This window comes from Micromonospora sp. WMMD987 (assembly GCF_029581435.1).
GTDB classification, from domain to species: domain Bacteria; phylum Actinomycetota; class Actinomycetes; order Mycobacteriales; family Micromonosporaceae; genus Micromonospora; species Micromonospora rifamycinica.
Map to the genome: position 1 here is coordinate 1,749,194 of NZ_CP120861.1, position 17,522 is coordinate 1,766,715.

General features: G+C 75.0%; 11 protein-coding genes and 1 pseudogene. 7 read left to right on the forward strand and 5 right to left on the reverse strand.

What is annotated here, in order from left to right; all coding sequences use genetic code 11:
• Positions 1 to 105: 105 nt before the first annotated feature.
• Both O7612_RS07695 and O7612_RS07700 read right to left on the reverse strand, forming a co-directional pair.
• Positions 106 to 1,269 (reverse strand): PQQ-dependent sugar dehydrogenase, encoded by a 1,164-nt coding sequence (locus tag O7612_RS07695; RefSeq protein WP_282271725.1) that lies wholly within the window; start codon positions 1,267 to 1,269, stop codon positions 106 to 108.
• Positions 1,270 to 1,421: 152 nt separating this feature from the next.
• Entirely contained in the window at positions 1,422 to 3,227 is a 1,806-nt protein-coding gene (locus tag O7612_RS07700; RefSeq protein WP_282271726.1) for a SpoIIE family protein phosphatase, read from the reverse strand.
• 166 nt (positions 3,228 to 3,393) lie between these two features.
• Between O7612_RS07700 and O7612_RS07705 the strand changes: the two genes are divergently transcribed.
• Positions 3,394 to 4,320 (forward strand): 2-hydroxyacid dehydrogenase, encoded by a 927-nt coding sequence (locus O7612_RS07705; protein ID WP_282271727.1) that lies wholly within the window; start codon positions 3,394 to 3,396, stop codon positions 4,318 to 4,320.
• A 6-nt stretch (positions 4,321 to 4,326) separates the two neighbouring features.
• Here O7612_RS07705 and O7612_RS07710 read toward each other — a convergent pair whose 3' ends face one another.
• Complete coding sequence (locus O7612_RS07710; RefSeq protein ID WP_282271729.1) at positions 4,327 to 4,701, reverse strand: PH domain-containing protein; 375 nt, start codon at positions 4,699 to 4,701, stop codon at positions 4,327 to 4,329.
• Between the two features lie 186 nt (positions 4,702 to 4,887).
• Between O7612_RS07710 and O7612_RS07715 the strand changes: the two genes are divergently transcribed.
• Entirely contained in the window at positions 4,888 to 7,470 is a 2,583-nt protein-coding gene (locus O7612_RS07715; protein WP_282271732.1) for a GGDEF domain-containing protein, read from the forward strand.
• Between the two features lie 31 nt (positions 7,471 to 7,501).
• Here the strand turns inward: O7612_RS07715 and O7612_RS07720 are convergent, their stop codons facing one another.
• Positions 7,502 to 8,521, reverse strand: coding sequence for a LacI family DNA-binding transcriptional regulator (locus tag O7612_RS07720; protein WP_282271733.1), 1,020 nt, complete (start codon positions 8,519 to 8,521; stop codon positions 7,502 to 7,504).
• Positions 8,522 to 8,926: 405 nt separating this feature from the next.
• Here O7612_RS07720 and O7612_RS07725 point away from each other — a divergent pair, with 405 nt between their 5' ends.
• The 4 genes and pseudogenes from O7612_RS07725 to O7612_RS07740 all read left to right on the forward strand — a co-directional run bounded on the left by O7612_RS07725 (position 8,927) and on the right by O7612_RS07740 (position 15,747).
• Complete coding sequence (locus O7612_RS07725) at positions 8,927 to 11,401, forward strand: glycoside hydrolase family 2 protein (RefSeq protein WP_282271734.1); 2,475 nt, start codon at positions 8,927 to 8,929, stop codon at positions 11,399 to 11,401.
• Between the two features lie 82 nt (positions 11,402 to 11,483).
• Positions 11,484 to 13,493 (forward strand): FAD-dependent oxidoreductase, encoded by a 2,010-nt coding sequence (locus O7612_RS07730; protein WP_282271736.1) that lies wholly within the window; start codon positions 11,484 to 11,486, stop codon positions 13,491 to 13,493.
• A gap of 122 nt (positions 13,494 to 13,615) precedes the next feature.
• Positions 13,616 to 13,936, forward strand: a pseudogene (locus O7612_RS07735) (metalloregulator ArsR/SmtB family transcription factor); the annotation flags it as partial.
• 146 nt (positions 13,937 to 14,082) lie between these two features.
• A complete protein-coding gene (locus O7612_RS07740) occupies positions 14,083 to 15,747 on the forward strand; it encodes a SulP family inorganic anion transporter (RefSeq protein ID WP_282271737.1) in 1,665 nt (554 codons plus the stop codon).
• Positions 15,748 to 15,886: 139 nt separating this feature from the next.
• Here the strand turns inward: O7612_RS07740 and O7612_RS07745 are convergent, their stop codons facing one another.
• On the reverse strand, positions 15,887 to 16,360 hold the full coding sequence (locus tag O7612_RS07745) for a DUF2690 domain-containing protein (protein ID WP_282271738.1): 474 nt from the start codon (positions 16,358 to 16,360) through the stop codon (positions 15,887 to 15,889).
• Between the two features lie 141 nt (positions 16,361 to 16,501).
• Here O7612_RS07745 and O7612_RS07750 point away from each other — a divergent pair, with 141 nt between their 5' ends.
• Positions 16,502 to 17,512 carry a transcriptional regulator gene (locus tag O7612_RS07750; protein WP_282271739.1) on the forward strand — a complete coding sequence of 337 codons (1,011 nt, stop codon included), beginning with the start codon at positions 16,502 to 16,504 and terminating at the stop codon, positions 17,510 to 17,512.
• Positions 17,513 to 17,522: the final 10 nt, after the last annotated feature.

Here is a 17,522-nt window from a genome sequence, read left to right on the forward strand (position 1 = left end):
CTTGGCAAACCCGGCCGACGGGCAGCCGATCCGCCCGGTACCTGCCCGGCTGTCCGGCCCGTCGGCGTGTCGTCAGCTCCGACCGGCACCGCCGTCGGCGTGTCGTCAGCTCCGACCGGCACCGCCGTCGGCGAAGACCAGCCGCAACAGCCGGTCGTCCTCCGGCACCGGATCGCCCCGCCCGTCGTGGTTGGAGGTGGAGACCCAGAGGGAGCCGTCCGGAGCGGCGACGACCGCCCGCAACCGGCCGTACTTCTCGGTGAGCAGGTCCCGGGGCGCACCGAGCACGGTGCCGCCGTCGGTCAGCTCCACCAGCCAGAGCCGTTCCCCGCGCAGGCAGGCGGCGGCCAGCAGCCGGCCGGTGGCCGCCAGCCCCGAGCAGGACGCCTCCTCGGTACCCCACTGGGCGATCGGGTCGACGAACCGGCCGTCCCCGGCCTGTCCCTCCACCGTCGGCCAGCCGTAGTTCGCGCCCCGGTCGATCCGGTTGATCTCGTCCCAGGTGTTCTGTCCGAACTCGGTGGCGTACATCCGTTTAGCGGCGTCCCAGGCCAGGCCCTGCACGTTTCGGTGCCCCAGCGACCAGACCGGTGAGCCCGGGAACGGGTTGCCGGCCGCCGGCTTGCCGTCCGGGGTGATCCGGAGGATCTTGCCGGCCAGGGTGGCCCGGTCCTGGGCGGCGGCGCGGTCACCGGCGTCGCCGGTGCTGACGTAGAGCTGCCCGTCCGGGCCGAAGGCGAGCCCGCCGCCGTTGTGGTTGCCGGCCCTGGGGATGCCGGTGAGGACCGGGGTGGGGGTGCCGCCCAGCGTCAACCGGGCCACCCGGTTGTCCTGCGCGGTGGTGTAGTAGACGAAGACCGAACGGTCCTGCGCGTACGCCGGGGAGACGGCGATGCCGAGCAGCCCGGCCTCGCCGGACGCGGCCACCTCCGGCACGGTCTGCACCGGGGTCACGGTCAGCCCCTGCGGCCCCGACCCCGGCCCGACCTGGAGGATCCGGCCGGTGTCCCGTTCGGTGACCAGGGCCGCCCCGTCCGGCAGGAAGGCGATCCCCCACGGCACCCGTAAGCCCTTGGCCAGCACCGTGGTCACCACCTGCTGCCCGGGAACGGTCGCCGACACCGACGGGGTCGGCAGGTTGGGGGGCTCGCCGGCCGGGTCGGGCTCCGGCGGACCGAGGCTGCACCCGGTGAGCAGCAATGCGACGCCGGAGGTCGCCAGGGCCGCGCGGACCCGGGCGGTGCGGGGGTACGGGAGACGGGCGGTCACCCGGCCCAGCCTAGCCCGCGGATCCACTCCCGCCCGGCCGTCGGCGACGGCCCGACCAGTCCGGCCGTCGCCGACGGCCCGACCAGTCCGGCCGTCGCCGACGGCAGCACCCAGCCGACCGCCGCTGACGGCCGCCGGCGGCGGTCGGGCGCTCACCTGGCCCGGAGAGCCAGCAGCGCGACATCGTCCTCACGCCGCTGCCCGGCGCCGAGCAGCAGGTCGCACAGCTCGGCGGTCGGTCGGGCACCGGCGGCGGCGACCCGTTCGCACAACTGGCCCATGCCCTCGTCGATCGGCTGGTCCCGCCGCTCCACCAGCCCGTCGGTGTAGAGCAGCAGGGTGTCCCCGGGGCCGAGCAGCACCTCCGCCCCGGTCCGCGGGACCGGACGGGTCAACCCCAGCAGCGGCTCCCGCCGGCCGTCGAGCAGTCGTACGTCGCCACCGGCGGTGACCAGCAGTGGTGCGGGATGGCCGGCGTTGCACCAGGTGACGGACACCCCGTCCGGGGTGGGCCGCAGCCGGGCCAGCACCGCCGTGGCGGCGGTCGGGATACGCAGCCCGGAGATGGTGGCGTCCAGCCGCCGCATCAGCTCGTCCACCGGATCACCGCGACCGTACGCGTTGCCGCGCACCAGGTTGCGGAGCTGCCCCATCGTCGCGGCGGCCTCGATGTCGTGGCCGGCGACGTCCCCGATCGCCGCGATCAGGTCGCCGTCGGGCTGGACGAAGGCGTCGTACCAGTCGCCGCCCACCTCCACCCGGTCGGCGGCCGGCTGGTAGCGGGCCACCAGCTCGACCCACGGGCTCTGTGGCAACTGCGGGAGCATGCTGTGTTGCAGCACCTCGGCGACGTGCCGCTGTTCACCGTAGATCCAGCCGTTGCCGACGGCCTGCCCGGCGCGACGACCGATCTCCAGCGCGGTGCCCAGGTCGTCGTCGTCGAAGGCCCGCCGGTCCGGCCCGTTGACCAGGGTCACCACACCCATCAGCGCGCCCCGGCCGGGAGCCGGCACCGGCACGGTCAGGTGCGAGGCGAAGCCCAGCCGTTCGGCGAGGGTGACCAGCTCCGGGGCGTCGCTGGCCCGCCGGACGTCGGCCAGGTCGGCGACATCGCGCAGCACCGGCTGGCCGGTCCGGAGCACCGTACGGGTGATCGAGGCGGGGCCGAGCCGGTCGAGCGCCACCTCGCCGAACCGGGCCACCTCGGCGGCACGGGCCGGATCGCGGTGCACGGCGGTGACCCACCGGGGGATGCCTGCCTGGTCGACCAGGGTCACCATGGCCCAGTCGGCCAGCAGCGGTACCACCGCGTCGGCCAGTCGCCCCACGGCCGTCTCCACGTCGAGCGTGTCGGACAGGGTCTCGCTCAGCGAGGCGAGCAGGTTGAGCCGCTCGTGCGCCTGCTCGGCCAGCCGGCGGGCCGACTCGGCCGCGTCGAGGGCGATCCGCAGCCGCAGCTCCGAGGAGCAGGCCGCGGCCAGGTCGGCCAGGGTGTGCAGCTGGGCCTTCGTCCAGGCGCGGGGTCTGCTGTCGATCGCGCACAGCGAGCCGAGCACCCGGCCGTCCAGGTCGGTCAGCGGCATCCCGGCGTACGCGACGACGCCCAGCTCCGGCACGGCCAGGTTGTCCCGGACTCGGGGGTAGAGCCGGGCGTCCGGCAGCACCAGCGGGATCTCGGTGTCGATCACGTGCTGGCAGAACGAATGGCTCAGCGGGGTCTGCCGGAGGTCGGCCCACGGGTCGGGCAACCCGACCGCGCCGGGGAAGAACTGTCGGGTCTCGCTGACCAGGGAGACCAGCGCCACCGGCACGTCGAGCAGGTCGCTGACCAGCCGGGCGAACCGGTCGAACGCCTCGTCCGGCGCGGCGTCCAGGCCGGTGTCGGTCAGCGACCGCAGCCGGCCCGGTTCGGCCAGCGCGGGGATGGCGACGGCCGGCCGTTCGGTGCGTTCGGTCATCGACCACCTGTCTGCCGTGATGGGGGACGCCGTACGACGTCCCGACCCTCGGTTATACCCCTGCCGCCCGACGGTCGCCTGCTGAGGTGGGCGACATCGCCCGGTGCGGCGTCGGTCGGCCGACCCGTCGGAACCGCCCGCCGTCGGAGGGCTATCGTCGGCACGCGTGAAGGTATGGATTCCCCATCCCGCCGGTGTCGAACTGCTCGGGCCGGTGCCGTGCGGTGTCACCGTACAGCCGTGGACCGATCCGGCGGACCCGCCCGGCGACCCGGCGGACGTCCGGTTCTGGGTACCGCCCTTCCTGGCCGGTGCGGAGACCCTGGCGATGCTCGACCGGCTGCCCGACCTGGCGGTGGTCCAGCTCCTCTCCGCCGGGGCGGACGCCTGGGCCGGTCGGGTGCCCGCCGGGGTGACCCTGTGCGACGCCCGGGGGGTGCACGACGCCGGCACCGCCGAGTGGGTGGTCGCCGCGATCCTCGCCCAGCTGCGCGGCTTCCCGGCGCTGGCCCGCGCCCAGGCCCGACGGGAGTGGGCGTACGACCGGGTCGCCCCGACCGACGAGCTGACCGGTAAACGGGTGCTCATCGTGGGGGCCGGCTCGATCGGCGCGGCGGTGCGGAGCCGGCTGGCCCCGTTCGACGTCACCTTCACCCTGGTGGCCCGCACCGCCCGGCCGGCCCAGGGGGTGCACGCGGTGGCCGAGTTGCCGCGGTTGCTGCCCGGGGCCGACGTGGTGGTGCTGCTGGTGCCGCTGACCGACGCCACCCGGGGCCTGGTGGACACCGACTTCCTGGCCGCCATGCCGGACGGGGCGCTGCTGGTCAACGCCGCACGGGGGCCGGTGGCGGACACCTCGGCCCTGGTCGCCGAGTTGACCTCGGGTCGGCTGCGGGCGGCGCTGGACGTGACCGATCCGGAGCCGCTGCCCGCCGACCATCCACTCTGGGAGCTGCCCAACGTGCTGCTCACCCCGCACGTCGCCGGCTCGGTCAGCGGTCTGCTGCCGCGGGCGTACCGGCTGGTGGGGGAGCAGGTGCGCCGGTACGCCGCCGGTACGCCGCTGGTCAACCGGGTGGAGGACGGCTACTGACGCCGCTCAGCGGGGGTCGGGCAGGGCCTGCCCGGTGATCGAGACCAGCCGGGGCAGGTCCACGCCCCGGACGGCGGGCAGCGGGAGCTGCTGTCCGTCGGCGAGCCGGACGACGGCCCGGCCGCGCGGGTCGGCGGTCAACGCGACGACCTGCTCCCAGGGCACCCGGCGGCTCCCGACCAGTGCCCGCAACCGCAGCTCGCGCCGGTCGGCGTCGGTGCCCGAGCGCCAGGCCCAGGCCGCGACGACCAACGGGACGAGCAGCACCGGCAGCAGGTACGTCCGGGCGGCGGCCAGCGGCAGCGCGCCGATGGTGGCGATCACGGCCGCGACCAGGACGGCCTGGTGGTGCCGGAAACGGATGGTGTCGGCGCGGCTCACCCCCCGATGATTCCACCCCCGTCCCGGGTGGCCCCGGCCGGGCCGTCCACGCCGTTCCCGCCGCCGAGGGGCCGGCGGGTAGGTGACGTGGGTCACGGTCGGCGGCCGTAACCGGTGCGGTCGGCGTTCGTTTAGCTGCTAACCCCCCTTGCACCGGCCCGTGTCCCCCTCACGAAGGTGACCGCCGTGACCGACGCTCCCCTCGTCCGTCGTCCTCTCTTCGCACTGGTCGCCTCCCCGGTGCTGGCTGCGCTGCTGGTCGGGGCCGGCCTGGCCGGTGTCCTGCCACCACTGGCGGCCGTCGCGCTGGCCGGCGTCGGCGGCTGTGCCCCGGTCGTCGGGCGGCTGCTCCGGCTGGCCGTCGCCGGTGGCCGGGACCGGCGCAGCCGGCTCTGCCGCCGGGCGGCCGCCCTGCTCGACGTCGCGGTGACGCTGGCCGCGCTGACCGTCGCGGTGTCACCGTTGGTGCCGGCGGGCTGGCGGATCGGGGTCGCGGTGGCCGGGCTCGGCGCGACCTGCGCGACGTACGCCGCCGGCCTGCTCCTGCTGCCCGGCCACTCCCGGTTGCGGCCCCGGGCCCGGCTGCGACGCGGGGTGGACGTGCTCGGCCTGGGCACCGCGTTGCTCTTCGCCGGCTGGGTGCTGGTGCCCTCCGGTCCGGTGCCGCCGGTGGTCCGGGTGGTCACCGCCCTCGGCGCGGCCGGGCTGGCCGGCCTGCTGGTGAGCGCGTTGGCCGACCGGCGTCGTCGTCCCGGGGCGGCCCGCTGCCGGGCCGGGGCGGCGACCGTCCTGCTCGGGCTGGCCGGTCTGGTGGCGCTGGTGGCCTACCGGGCTCCGGTGGTGGCCCTGCTGACCGTGGTGCCGTTGCTGGTCGGCGGGGCGCTGCTGACCGTCGCCGGAATGGCCCGCGTCGTGGCGGGCGATCCGCCCGGTCCGGCCGGTCCACCGCCCGCCTGGCCCTGGGTGACCGCCCCGGCGGCGGTGGCGACCGTGGCCGCGGCCGCTCACCTGGCGGTCGTCGGCGGCTTCAACGCGAGCGCCGTCCTGCTGGGGCTGGCGGTGATCCCGCCGCTGGTGGGCCGGGAGCTGATCTCCGCGACCGACGACCGGCGGCGGGCTGGTCGGCTGGCCGCCCGCGAGGCGTACTTCCGGACGCTGGTCTCGGGTGGCCGCGACCTGGTCCTGGTGCTCGACGACCGGCTGCGGCTGCGGTGGCTGTCGGCGGCCGGTGAGCGCTGGTTCGGGCTGCGTCAGGACGACGTGTGCGGGCTCGCGCTGGCCGACCTGCTGCACCCGGACGACGCGCCGGACGTGCTGGCCCGGCTGGCCGCGCCGCCGGAGGACGGTGGTCCGCCGCTGCTGGTGGCCAGGATGCGCGCCGGTGACGGTGCCTGGCGGGAGGTCGAGTCGACGGTGAGCGACCAGCGCGACGTGCCGGAGGTGGCCGCGGTGGTGCTGCACGTCCGGGACGTCGGGGACCGCCGTCGGCTGGAGTGGGAACTGCGTCGGGTGGCGGCCACCGACCCGGCCACCGGGCTGGCCAACCGGCAGGAGTTGCTCCGGGTGCTCGACGAGCGGGCCGGTCCGCCCGGCGCGCTGCTCCTGGTCGACGTGCACGGCAACGGCCCGACCCAGGACGCTCCCGGGCCGGGGGTGGACGGCGACGCCCTGCTGGCCGTCACCACCCGTCGGCTGCGCGACGTGGTCGGTCCGCGCGATCTGGTCGCCCGGTTGTCCGGCACGGAGTTCGCGCTGGTCACCGACGCCGCCTCGGTGCCGGCGTACGCGCTGGGCGAACGGTTGGTGGCCGCGCTGACCGAGCCGTGGCCGGTGCCGACGGGGATGGCCCGGCTACGGGTCGCGGTGGGCCTGGCCGAGCTGACCGGCGGCGGCCCGCGGGACGTGCTGCGTCAGGCCGACCTGGCCCGTCGCCGGGCCGTGCAGCTCGGCCGGAACCGGGTCGAGTGGTACGACCCCTGCCTGGAGGATCAGCTGGTCCGCCGGCTGGACCTGGAACGGGAGCTGCCCGGCGCGGCGGCCCGGGGTGAGCTGGACCTGGTCTACCAGCCGGTGCTGGCGCTGGCCGACCGGCGGCCGGCCGGCATCGAGGCGCTGCTGCGCTGGCGCAGCCCGGTGCTCGGCACCGTGTTGCCGGCCGAGTTGCTGCCGGTCGCCGAGGATCTGGGCCTGCTGGGTGAGCTGGGCCGGTGGGTGTTGGACCGGGCCTGCCGGCAGCTCGCCGACTGGTCGTGCGGGGGCCGGGAACTGTGGCTGGCGGTCAACCTCACCCTGGCCGAGCTGCTGGCGCCGGATCTGGTGCCCCGGGTGGCGACGGTGCTGGCCGGGCACGGTGTCCCGGCCGAACGGCTGGTGCTGGAGATCGCCGAGCCCGGGCTGGGGGCCGACCTGTCGATGGTGGTGGCCCGGCTGGCCGGGCTGCGGGCGATGGGGGTGCGCACCGCGTTGGACAGTTTCCGGGCCGAGCACGCCTCCCTGACCCGGCTGCGCCGGCTGCCGATCGACCTGTTGAAGGTGCAGCCGCAGCCGGTCGGGCCGGACGAGGGTGCCCGTCCGCTGATCGACGTGGTGGTGGGCCTGGGGGAGCGGCTGGGGGTGACGGTGGTGATGGCCGAGCTGGAGTCCGAACCGGACGTGGACCGGGCGGCGCGGGCGGGCTGCCGCTACGGCCAGGGATTCGCGCTGGCGCGTCCGGCGACCGCCGAGCGGGTCGAGGCCTACTTCACCGAGTTCCCGTCGGCGTTCCGCTGAGCGGACCGCGCCGGCCGTTCACTGAACCGGTTCACCTCGGCCGGGGCGGTGCGGTGCTGCCGCGCGGGATCAGGTGTGGCGTCTCGTCCTGGAGGCCGCCGACCGGCTCGCCGGCGATGACGGCGAGCAGTTGGCGGGCCGCGTTCGCGCCGTAGGCGGGGATGTCCCGGCTGAGCGCGGTCAGGGGTGGGTGCACCAGCTGGCACAGTGGGGAGTCGTCCCAGGCCACGATGGACAGGTCGGCCGGGACACCGAGGCCCATCTCCTGGGCCACGGAGAGCCCGGCGATCGCCATCACGTCGTTGTCGTAGATCAGGGCGGTGGGGCGCTGGGCCGAGCTGAGCAGCCGTCGGGTGGCGCGGGCACCCTCCTCCCCGGTGTAGTCGGACCATACGGTCGCCGCCTCGGTGAGTCCCAGCCGGCCGCACACCTGCGCGAAGGCGTCGGTGCGGATCTCCGTGTGCCGCAGCGAGGGTAGGCCACCCACCCGGGCGATCTTGCGGTGGCCGAGCGCGACCAGGTACTCCACCGTCTCGGCCAGCGCCGCCGCGTCGTCGGACCAGACGCTGGCCAACGTGCCGGTGTGCCCCGGGCCGCCGATCACCACGGCGGGTAGTTGGAGTTCCTCCAGGGCGGCCACCCGGATGTCATCGGTGCGCAGGTCGCAGACGAGGACGCCGTCGACCCGCCGCTCGGCCCACCAGCGCCGGTAGACCGCGATCTCCGCCTCCTGGTCGGCGACCACCTGGAGGGTCAGCGCGTACGACCGGGCGGAGAGTTCGGCCTCGACGCCGCTGATCAGCTCCATGAAGAACGGCTCGATGCCGAGGATCCGGGCCGGTCGGCACAGGGCCAGGCCGACGGCGTCGGCGGTGGCGCCGGAGAGCGCGCGGGCGGCGCTGCTCGGGCTGAAGCCGATCTCGGCGGCGATGGCCAGGATGCGCTGCCGGGTGGCCTCCGAGACGCCCGGTTGCCCGTTGAGCGCGTACGACACGGCGCCCTTGGACACTCCGGCGCGTCGGGCGACGTCGGCGATGGTCGGCCGCTTCACCGGCGGGTTCCTCCACTTCTCCCGGCCTGTTCTCCCGGCCCGGGCAGGCGGTACGCGGGGCCGGGATCACCGGCGGTGCCCACGCTACCGGGGCGGGGGTTGCCGGGTGCCGCCGGCCATGGTCGAACCCGACCGGCAGGGTGACCGATCCGCTTGCCCGGTTAAGCGGGCCGGTCGGGTGCTGCCCGGTAGGTGGTGCGGCGACCCGTCAGGCTGCCCGGTACCGCTGCTCAACACCGGTGTCCGTGGCCGGTACGGGGTCCGGTGGCGGCCGCTGGGCAACACCGTTGACAGGGTGCGGGGTGGCCCGTACGGTGGCTTCACTTATCCGGTTCAGTCGACGCTCCTCGATGTCCGGGGCTGCCCGGATCGGGGAGAGGCATCGGGGAGAGGCGCGGTGAGAGCGTGACGTGGCAGGCGTTGCACGAGGGTTGGCGGCTACGTGCGGTGGCCGGGTCGCAGGTGCCCGACGCGCTGGCCGGTCGGGCGGTGCCGGCCACCGTGCCCGGCTGCGTGCACACCGACCTGCTCGCCGCCGGCCTGATCGACGATCCCTTCCTCGACGCCAACGAGACTTCGCTGGCCTGGATCGGCCGCACCGACTGGGAGTACGCCACCACCTTCGGGCACGCGCCCGGTGACGACGACCGGATCGACCTGGTCTGCGCCGGGCTGGACACGGTCGCCACGGTCACCCTCAACGGCGTCGAGGTCGGCCGCACCGCCAACATGCACCGGTCGTACCGGTTCGACGTGCGGTCGGCGCTGCGGCCGGGGGAGAACACCCTCGCCGTCCGGTTCGACCCGGCGTACCGGTACGCCGAGGAGCAGCGGGACCGGCTCGGCGACCGGCCCAACGCGTACCCGGAGCCGTTCGCGTTCATCCGCAAGATGGCCTGCAACTTCGGCTGGGACTGGGGGCCGACGCTGGTCACCGCCGGGATCTGGCAGGAGATCGGGCTGCACGCCTGGTCCACCGCCCGGCTCGGCACCGTCCGTCCACTGGTGACGGTCGTCGACGGGCGGGGGCGGGTGGAGCTGCACGTCGAGGTCGAGCGGGTGGCCGACCTGCCGCTGACCGTCCGGGCCGAGGTCGCCGGGGTGACCGGCGAGGCGACCGTCCCGGCCGGGCGGCGCACGGCCACGCTGACCCTCACCGTCGCCGACCCCGAGCTGTGGTGGCCCCGGGGGTACGGCGCCCAGCCCCTGCACCCGCTGACGGTGCACCTGTCGACGCCCGACGGTCGCACCGTGGACACCTGGTCGCAGCGGATCGGCTTCCGCTCGGTCCGCCTCGACACCACCCCCGACGCCCACGGCACCCCGTTCACGCTGCACGTCAACGACGTGCCGGTGCTGGTCCGGGGGGTCAACTGGATTCCCGACGACGTGTTCCCCACCCGGATCACCCGCGACCGGCTGGCCCACCGGTTCACCCAGGCCGCCGACGCCCACGTCAACCTGCTGCGGGTCTGGGGCGGTGGCCGGTACGAGTCGGCCGACTTCTACTCCCTCGCCGACGAGCGCGGCCTGCTGGTGCAGCAGGACTTCCTGTTCGCCTGCGCCGCCTACCCCGAGGAGGAGCCGTTCGGCTCGGAGGTCGAGGCGGAGGCCCGGGAGCAGGTGACCCGGCTGGCCGGGCACCCGTCGCTGGTGCTGTGGACCGGCAACAACGAGAACATCTGGGGCTGGCACGACTGGGGCTGGCAGGAACCGCTGGCCGGGCGGACCTGGGGGCGGGGCTTCTATCTCGACCTGCTGCCCCGGGTGGTCGGCGAGCTGGACCCGACCCGCCCGTACTGGCCGGGCAGCCCGTGGTCGGGTGTCGAGACGATCCACCCCAACGACCCGGCACACGGCACCACGCACCTCTGGGACGTCTGGAACACCGACGACTACACGAAGTACCGCGAGCACGTCCCCCGGTTCGTCGCCGAGTTCGGCTACCAGGCGCCCCCGGCGTACGCGACGCTGCGCCGGGCGCTGTCCGACGAGCCCCTCGCCCACGACTCGCCGGGCATGGCCCACCACCAGAAGGCGGCCGACGGGGACGCGAAGCTGCGCCGCGGGCTCGACGCGCACCTGCCCGCCCCGGTCGACTTCGACGACTGGCACTACCTGACCCAGCTCAACCAGGCGCGGGCGATCCAACTGGGGGTGGAACACTTCCGGTCCCACCGGGACGTCTGCTCCGGCACCATCGTCTGGCAACTCAACGACTGCTGGCCGGTCACCTCCTGGTCGGCCGTCGACGGTGACGGCCGCCGCAAGCCCCTGTGGTACGCGCTGCGCCGGGCGTACGCCGACCGGCTGCTCACCGTGCAGCCCCGCGACGGTGGACTGGCCCTGGTCGCGGTGAACGAGACCGGCAGCCCGTGGCGGTCCCCGGTCACGGTGACCAGGGCCACCGTGACCGGCGAGCCGAGGGCGAAGACCGGGTACCAGCTCGACGTGCCGGCGTACGCGGCGGTGACCCTGCCACTGCCGGCCGACCTGGCGGCAGCCGGGGAGGAACGCCGGGAGCTGCTGGTCGCCGAGGCCGGTGACACCGCCGAGCGGGCGCTGTGGTTCTTCGCCGAGGACCGGGACGCGCACTGGCCGGCGGCCCGCTACGAGGCGACGGTGGAGCAGGTTGTCGGCGGGCAGCGGGTCCGGGTCACCGCCCGGACCGTGCTGCGCGACCTGACCCTCTTCCCGGACCGGCTGGACCCGACGGCCGAGGTCGACGCGGCACTGGTCACCCTGCTGCCGGGGGAGTCGGCCACGTTCACGGTGACCTGTGGTGCGCCGCTGGATCCGGCGGCGCTGACCGCCCGGCCGGTGCTGCGCTGCGTCAACGACCTGGTCGGCGGTGCCGTCCCGGCGTCGGCCACCCCTTGACAGTCCCGACCCCATCAGCAAGGGTCGATGCATTCCGGGTGCGGCGGCGCGCTCCTTCCGTCCTCTGCGAAGGGCAGCCGTGATGTCGTCCACGTTCACCCGCCGGCACCTGTTCCGTCTCGGCGGGGCCACCCTGGTGGTCACCGCCGGCACCATGTCCGCCCTGCCCGCCCTGGCCGCCGGCACCGTCACCGCCGACCTGGTGGTCTACGGCGCCACCTCGGCCGGCATCGTGGCCGCCGTGCAGACCCGTCGGCTGGGGCGGACCGCCGTGATCGTCGAACCGGGCAACCACGTCGGCGGGCTCACCACCGGCGGGCTCGGCTACACCGACAGCGGTACCAGCGCCGCCATCGGCGGTGTCGCCGGAGAGTTCTACCGGCGGGTGTACGCCAGGTACCAGGGTGTCCCGGTCACCCCCGACTCGCCGATGCGGCTGGTGTTCGAGCCGCACGTGGCCGCCGGGGTCTGCACGGATCTGCTCACCGAGCACGGGATCCCGGTCTACCTGAACGCGCGACTGACCGCCGTGCAGTGCAGTGGTGACCGCATCACCGGCCTGGTGGCCGACAACGGGCAACTCTTCACCGGCCCGATGTTCGTCGACGCGACCTACGAGGGCGACCTGATGGCCGCCGCCGGGGTGTCGTACACGGTCGGGCGGGAGGCCAACGCCGTCTACGGCGAGACGATCAACGGGGTGCAACTGCGCGGGGCACACCAGTTCACTCTGCCGGTCGACCCGTACGTGGTGCCGGGCAACCCGGCCAGCGGACCGCTCCCCGGTGTCTCCGCCGCCCCGGTCGCGCGCAACGGCACCGGGGACGACCGGATCCAGGCGTACAACTTCCGGATGTGCCTGACCCAGGCCGCCGGCCGGATCCCGTTCCCGCAGCCGGCCGGCTACGACCCGGCCGACTACGAACTGCTGCTGCGGTACGTGCGGGCCGGCTACACCGGGCCGTTCTTCACCACCCAGAGCGTCGGCGGCGGCAAGACCGACTCGAACAACACCGGGGCGTTCTCCACCGACTTCATCGGCGCGAGCCACGCCTACCCGACGGCGACCTGGGCACAGCGGGACAGCATGGTCGCCGACCACCGGAGGTACCAGCAGGGGCTGATGTGGTTCCTGGCCAACGACCCCCGGCTGCCGGAGCCGGTCCGGGCGGGGGTGGCCCGCTGGGGGCTGGCGGCCGACGAGTTCACCGCCACCGGCGGGTGGCCCCCGCAGCTCTACGTCCGCGAGGCCCGCCGGATGGTGTCGGCGTACGTGATGACCGAGCGGGACTGCCGGGGCACGGTCCGGGTCGCCGACGCGGTCGGCCTGGCCAGCTACACCATGGACTCGCACAACTGCCAGCGGGTGGTGGTGGACGGGCTGGTGAGGAACGAGGGCGACGTGCAGGTCGGGGTGCCCGGCCCGTACCCGGTCAGCTACCGGTCGATCGTGCCCACCGCCGGGCAGTGCGCCAACCTCCTCGTCCCGGTCTGCCTGTCGGCCAGCCACATCGCCTACGGCTCGATCCGGATGGAACCGGTCTTCATGATCCTCGCCCAGTCGGCGGCGACGGCGGCGGTGCTGGCGGTCGACGCCGGGGTGCCGGTGCAGCAGGTCGACGTGGCCGCCCTCCAGGCCCGGTTGCGGCGGGACGGGCAGATCCTGAGCTGGCCGCCCACCGCCGACGGCGAGATCGTGGTGGACAACCGGTCGGCCGGGGTCACCCGCGCCGGCGTCTGGGTGGGCAGCACCGCGATCGGCGGGTACTGGGGGTCGGACTACGAGCACGACGGCAGTACCGGCAAGGGCGTCAACCGGCTGCGGTTCACCCCGTCCCTGCCGGCGGCCGGGAACTGGACGGTCCAGGTGCGCTGGACGGCCGACCCGAACCGGGCCGGCAACGTGCCGGTCGACGTGGTGCACAGCGGCGGGGTGACCACCCGGACGGTCGACCAGCGCACCTCGGGCGGGCAGTGGGTGTCGCTGGGGACGTACCGGTTCCCGGCGGGTACCGCGGGCAGCGTGCTGATCCGTACCGAGGGCACCGACGGGTACGTGGTCGCCGACGCGGTCCGCTTCCTGCCGGCCTGACCTCCGGCGGTACGCCGCGCGATCCGGTGCCGAAGCGGGAGTCACGAACTCCGCGACCGGTTAGTTGAAGATTTTCGCAAGTGCTAAAGTCTTCACGACTTCGATCGGGAGAAGGTCCACACGTGTCGGTTCCGCTCTACCAGGCCAAGGCGGAACTGTTCCGCACCCTCGGGCACCCGGTGCGCATCCGGGTTCTCGAACTCCTCCAGGACGGGCCGAAGCCGGTCCGCGACCTGCTCGCCGTGATCGGGGTCGAGCCGTCCAACCTCTCCCAGCAGCTCGCCGTGCTGCGCCGGGCCGGCATGGTCACCTCCTACCGGGACGGCCCGCTGGTCATGTACTCGCTGAGCACCCCCGACGTGGCCGATCTGCTGGCCGCCGGGCGGCGCATCCTGGGCACCGTCCTCACCGACCGGGACGCCCTCCTCGACGAACTCCGCGCCGACAGCGCCCCGTCCACCGGCACCGGACCCAGGGTCGCCGCGCCCGCCGTCGCCACATCCACCCTCGGTGGTCCGCCCGACACCGGCGGCGCCGGGCGCGAGCCGGGTACCCCCGCCACGAACGGCTCGCCGGCCCGGCCCGTCCGGTGAGCGTCGCCGCCGTCGCCGACCGGTTCCGCGGCCTGCTGCCCGACCGCGCCGACTGGCAGGCGGTACGCCGGGCACCCCGGCGGGACCTGGTCGCCGGGCTGACCGTGGCGGTGGTGGCCCTGCCGCTCGCGCTCGCCTTCGGCGTCACCTCCGGGCTGGGCGCGCAGGCCGGGCTGGTCACCGCCGTTGTCGCCGGGGCGGTGGCGGCCGTCTTCGGCGGCTCCCACCTCCAGGTCTCCGGTCCCACCGGGGCGATGACCGTGGTGCTGGTGCCGGTGGTCCAGCAGTTCGGCGCGACCGGGGTGCTGATGGTCGGCGCGCTGGCCGGGCTGCTGCTGATCGCCCTCGCCCTGGCCCGCCTCGGCCGGTACGTCCGCTACCTGCCCACCCCCGTCATCGAGGGCTTCACCGCCGGCATCGCCGTGGTCATCGCCCTGCAACAGCTACCCGCCGCGCTCGGCGTGACCGACGCGCACGGCGACCGGGTGTGGGCCGTCGCCGCCGACGCCGTCGCCCGGTTCGCCGTACACCCCCGGCCGGTGGCGCCGGCGGTCGCGCTCGGGGTAGCGACGCTGATGCTGCTCGGCGCACGCTGGCGACCCGGCCTGCCGTTCTCGCTGCTCGGGGTGGCCGCCGCCACGGTGCTCGCCGAGACCGCCCCGGTCGACCTGGTCCGGATCGGGGCGTTGCCGCAGGGGCTTCCCGCACCGTCGCTGGGTTTCCTCGACCCCGGCGCGGTCGGGGTGCTGCTGCCGTCGGCGCTGGCGGTGGCCGCGCTCGCCGCGCTGGAGAGCCTGCTGTCGGCCACCGTCGCGGACGGGATGACCGTCGGGCAGCGGCACGACCCGGACCGGGAACTGTTCGGTCAGGGCCTGGCCAACCTCGCCGCGCCGCTGTTCGGCGGCATCCCGGCCACCGCCGCGATCGCCCGGACGGCGGTCAACGTCCGCGCCGGGGCGGCGTCGAAGCTGGCCGCCCTGACCCACGCGGTGGCGCTCGCCGCGATCGTGCTGGCCGCCGCCCCGCTGGTCGGCCGGATCCCGCTCGCCGCGCTGGCCGGGGTGCTGCTCGCCACCACGGTCCGGATGATCGAGGCCGGCTCGCTGTGGGCGCTGGCCCGCGCCACCCGGGGCGACGCGCTGGTGCTGGTGCTCACCTTCGTCGTCACGGTGGCCTGGGACCTGGTCACCGCCGTCGCGGTCGGGGTGGCCGTGGCGGTGGTGGTCGCGCTACGGGCGGTGGCCCGCAGTGCCCGGCTGGAACAGGTCCCGCTCGACCGGGGTGAGCACAGCGCCGAGGAGCACGCCCTGCTGGCCGAGCACATCGTGGCGTACCGGCTGGACGGTCCGCTGTTCTTCGCCGCCGCGCACACCTTCCTGCTGGAGCTGTCCGAGGTGGCCGACGTCCGGGTGGTCATCCTGCGGATGTCCCGGGTGTCGGCGCTGGACGCCACCGGCGCGCACGTGCTCGGCGACGCCGTCCGCCGACTGCGGGGCCGGGGGATCACCGTGCTGCTCTCCGGCATCACCCCCGACCACGACCAGGTGCTCGCCACCCTCGGGGTGGCCGACGAGCTGCGCCGCGACGGACTGGTCTTCGCCGACACCCCGGCCGCCATCGACCACGCCCGGGAGTTGCTGCGCGGCACCGTCCCCACCTGACGGTGGCCGGCCGGCGCACGCGGCGGTGGGCGAAACGCTGCCCACCGCCGCCCGGTGGGCGACGGGCACCACGCCGCCCCGCCGTCGCTCCGGCCGGACCGCAACGGCTCCGGTCCTGCGCAGAGCGGGGCTGTCCAGGTCAGGCGCAGAGCGCCGAACTGGTGTACGTGGTGCCGCCGTAGACGACCTCGCCGACCGCGCAGATCGTCGAGTTGTCACCGTAGAGCTGGTCGCCGTAGTACTGGGCGCCGGTGCCGCCGTACCACGGGGTCGTCTTGCGCGGGCTGTCCCGGTAGACGGTGACCTGGACCCGGTTCGGCGTCACCCGGTTGCTGATCCTGCCCCAGTTGGTGCCGCAGGTGGCGCTGTACCGCAGCTCCACCACGGCCAGCGTGGTCGCGCCCTTCATGATGTACGCCGGCTGGTTGGTCGCGTTGCGGGCGTCGGCCGAGCAGCCGGTGTTGATCGGGTCGGTGCCGTCGCAGCCGGTGGTGGTGCAGCTGACGGCGCTCGCCGGGCTCGCCACGAGCAGGCTCGCGGCGACCAGGGTGCCGGCGGCCAGGGTCGCCACCGTCCGGCGGACGGCCCTCGACGTGCGGGGTGCGGTGGTCATCGTTCCTCCGAGAGGGATGGTCGACATTCGGACCGGGATAGGTCGACTTCCATCTCTACCTTCCGTCGACGGTCGTCTCTACGCTGGGTGGCGTTGGACAATCAATAGCCGGCGCTGGTCAATCAATTCCGAGGAGTCACGGTGGCCCGGACGGAGCGCCCCCTCGATCCCGACGCCGACCCGGTGCAGGCCTTCGCCGCCGATCTGCGCCGCCTGCGCGAGCGGGCCGGTCGGCCGACCTACCAGGCGATGGCCCGTCGGGCGCACCGGTCGTCCAGCTCGCTGTCGGAGGCCGCCGGCGGCCGGAAGCTGCCCACCCTGGACACCACCCTGGCGTACGTCCGGGCGCTGGGCGGCGACGAGGCGGCCTGGACGCGGCGCTGGCGGGAGGTCGCCGCGGCCACCCCCGATCCGGTGTCCGACACCCTCGAACCCGGCACCGCCGATCCCCCGTCCGCCGGTGAACCGCCGTCTCCCGTCGAACCGGCCGGCGGCGGGCGTCCGGCCGGGGACACCGACGCCGCTGCGGGGGTGCGGGAGACCTCTCCGGCCGGCGGGCCGTCGCGGGCAGTGCGGGCCGACCGTCGGCTGCTGCTCCCCGCTGCCGGGGCGGGCCTGCTCATGGTGCTCGCCGTCGGCCTGGCCTCGATCGGTTGGCGCTCCGCCGACCGCCCGTCGGCCTCCTCCGCCCCGACTGCCGGCCGGGCCGGTCCGACACCCACCGGGCCCGACCCCGCCGTGCGGGTACGCGACGGGGCGGACCCGAAGGACGCCGGATGTGCCGCCGATCCCGCCGTCGCCACCGTGGACAGCACGGCGGTGCTGGTCGACGAGCGGGTGGTCGGCCTGGTGGAGCTGCGGTACTCCCCGGCCTGCGGGGCGAGCTGGCCCCGGTTCATGCCGGCTCCGGCCGGTGCGCCGACCGTGCCCCGGCCGGCCCGGGTGGTGCTCGCCGTCACCGACGGGGACACCCCGGCCCGCAGCCACGACTTCACCATCGACTACGCCGGCATCTCGGCCTACGGCAACCTGCTCACCAGTACCCGGACCTGCGTCTGGGCCGAGGTGCGGATCACCGGCGCGGGCTGGACGTCACCACCGGCCCGGACCGGCTGCTACCGGGGGGCGACCCAGATCCGTCCGATTCCCTGAGGCTGTCCGG

What these genes read in the sequence shown, in the direction of transcription:
- O7612_RS07745 (WP_282271738.1), bottom strand. Translation starts at nt 16,360, where the DNA reads ATGACCACCGCACCCCGCACGTCGAGGGCCGTCCGCCGGACGGTGGCG.
- O7612_RS07700 (WP_282271726.1), bottom strand. Translation starts at nt 3,227, where the DNA reads ATGACCGAACGCACCGAACGGCCGGCCGTCGCCATCCCCGCGCTGGCC.
- O7612_RS07730 (WP_282271736.1), top strand. Translation starts at nt 11,484, where the DNA reads ATGTCGTCCACGTTCACCCGCCGGCACCTGTTCCGTCTCGGCGGGGCC.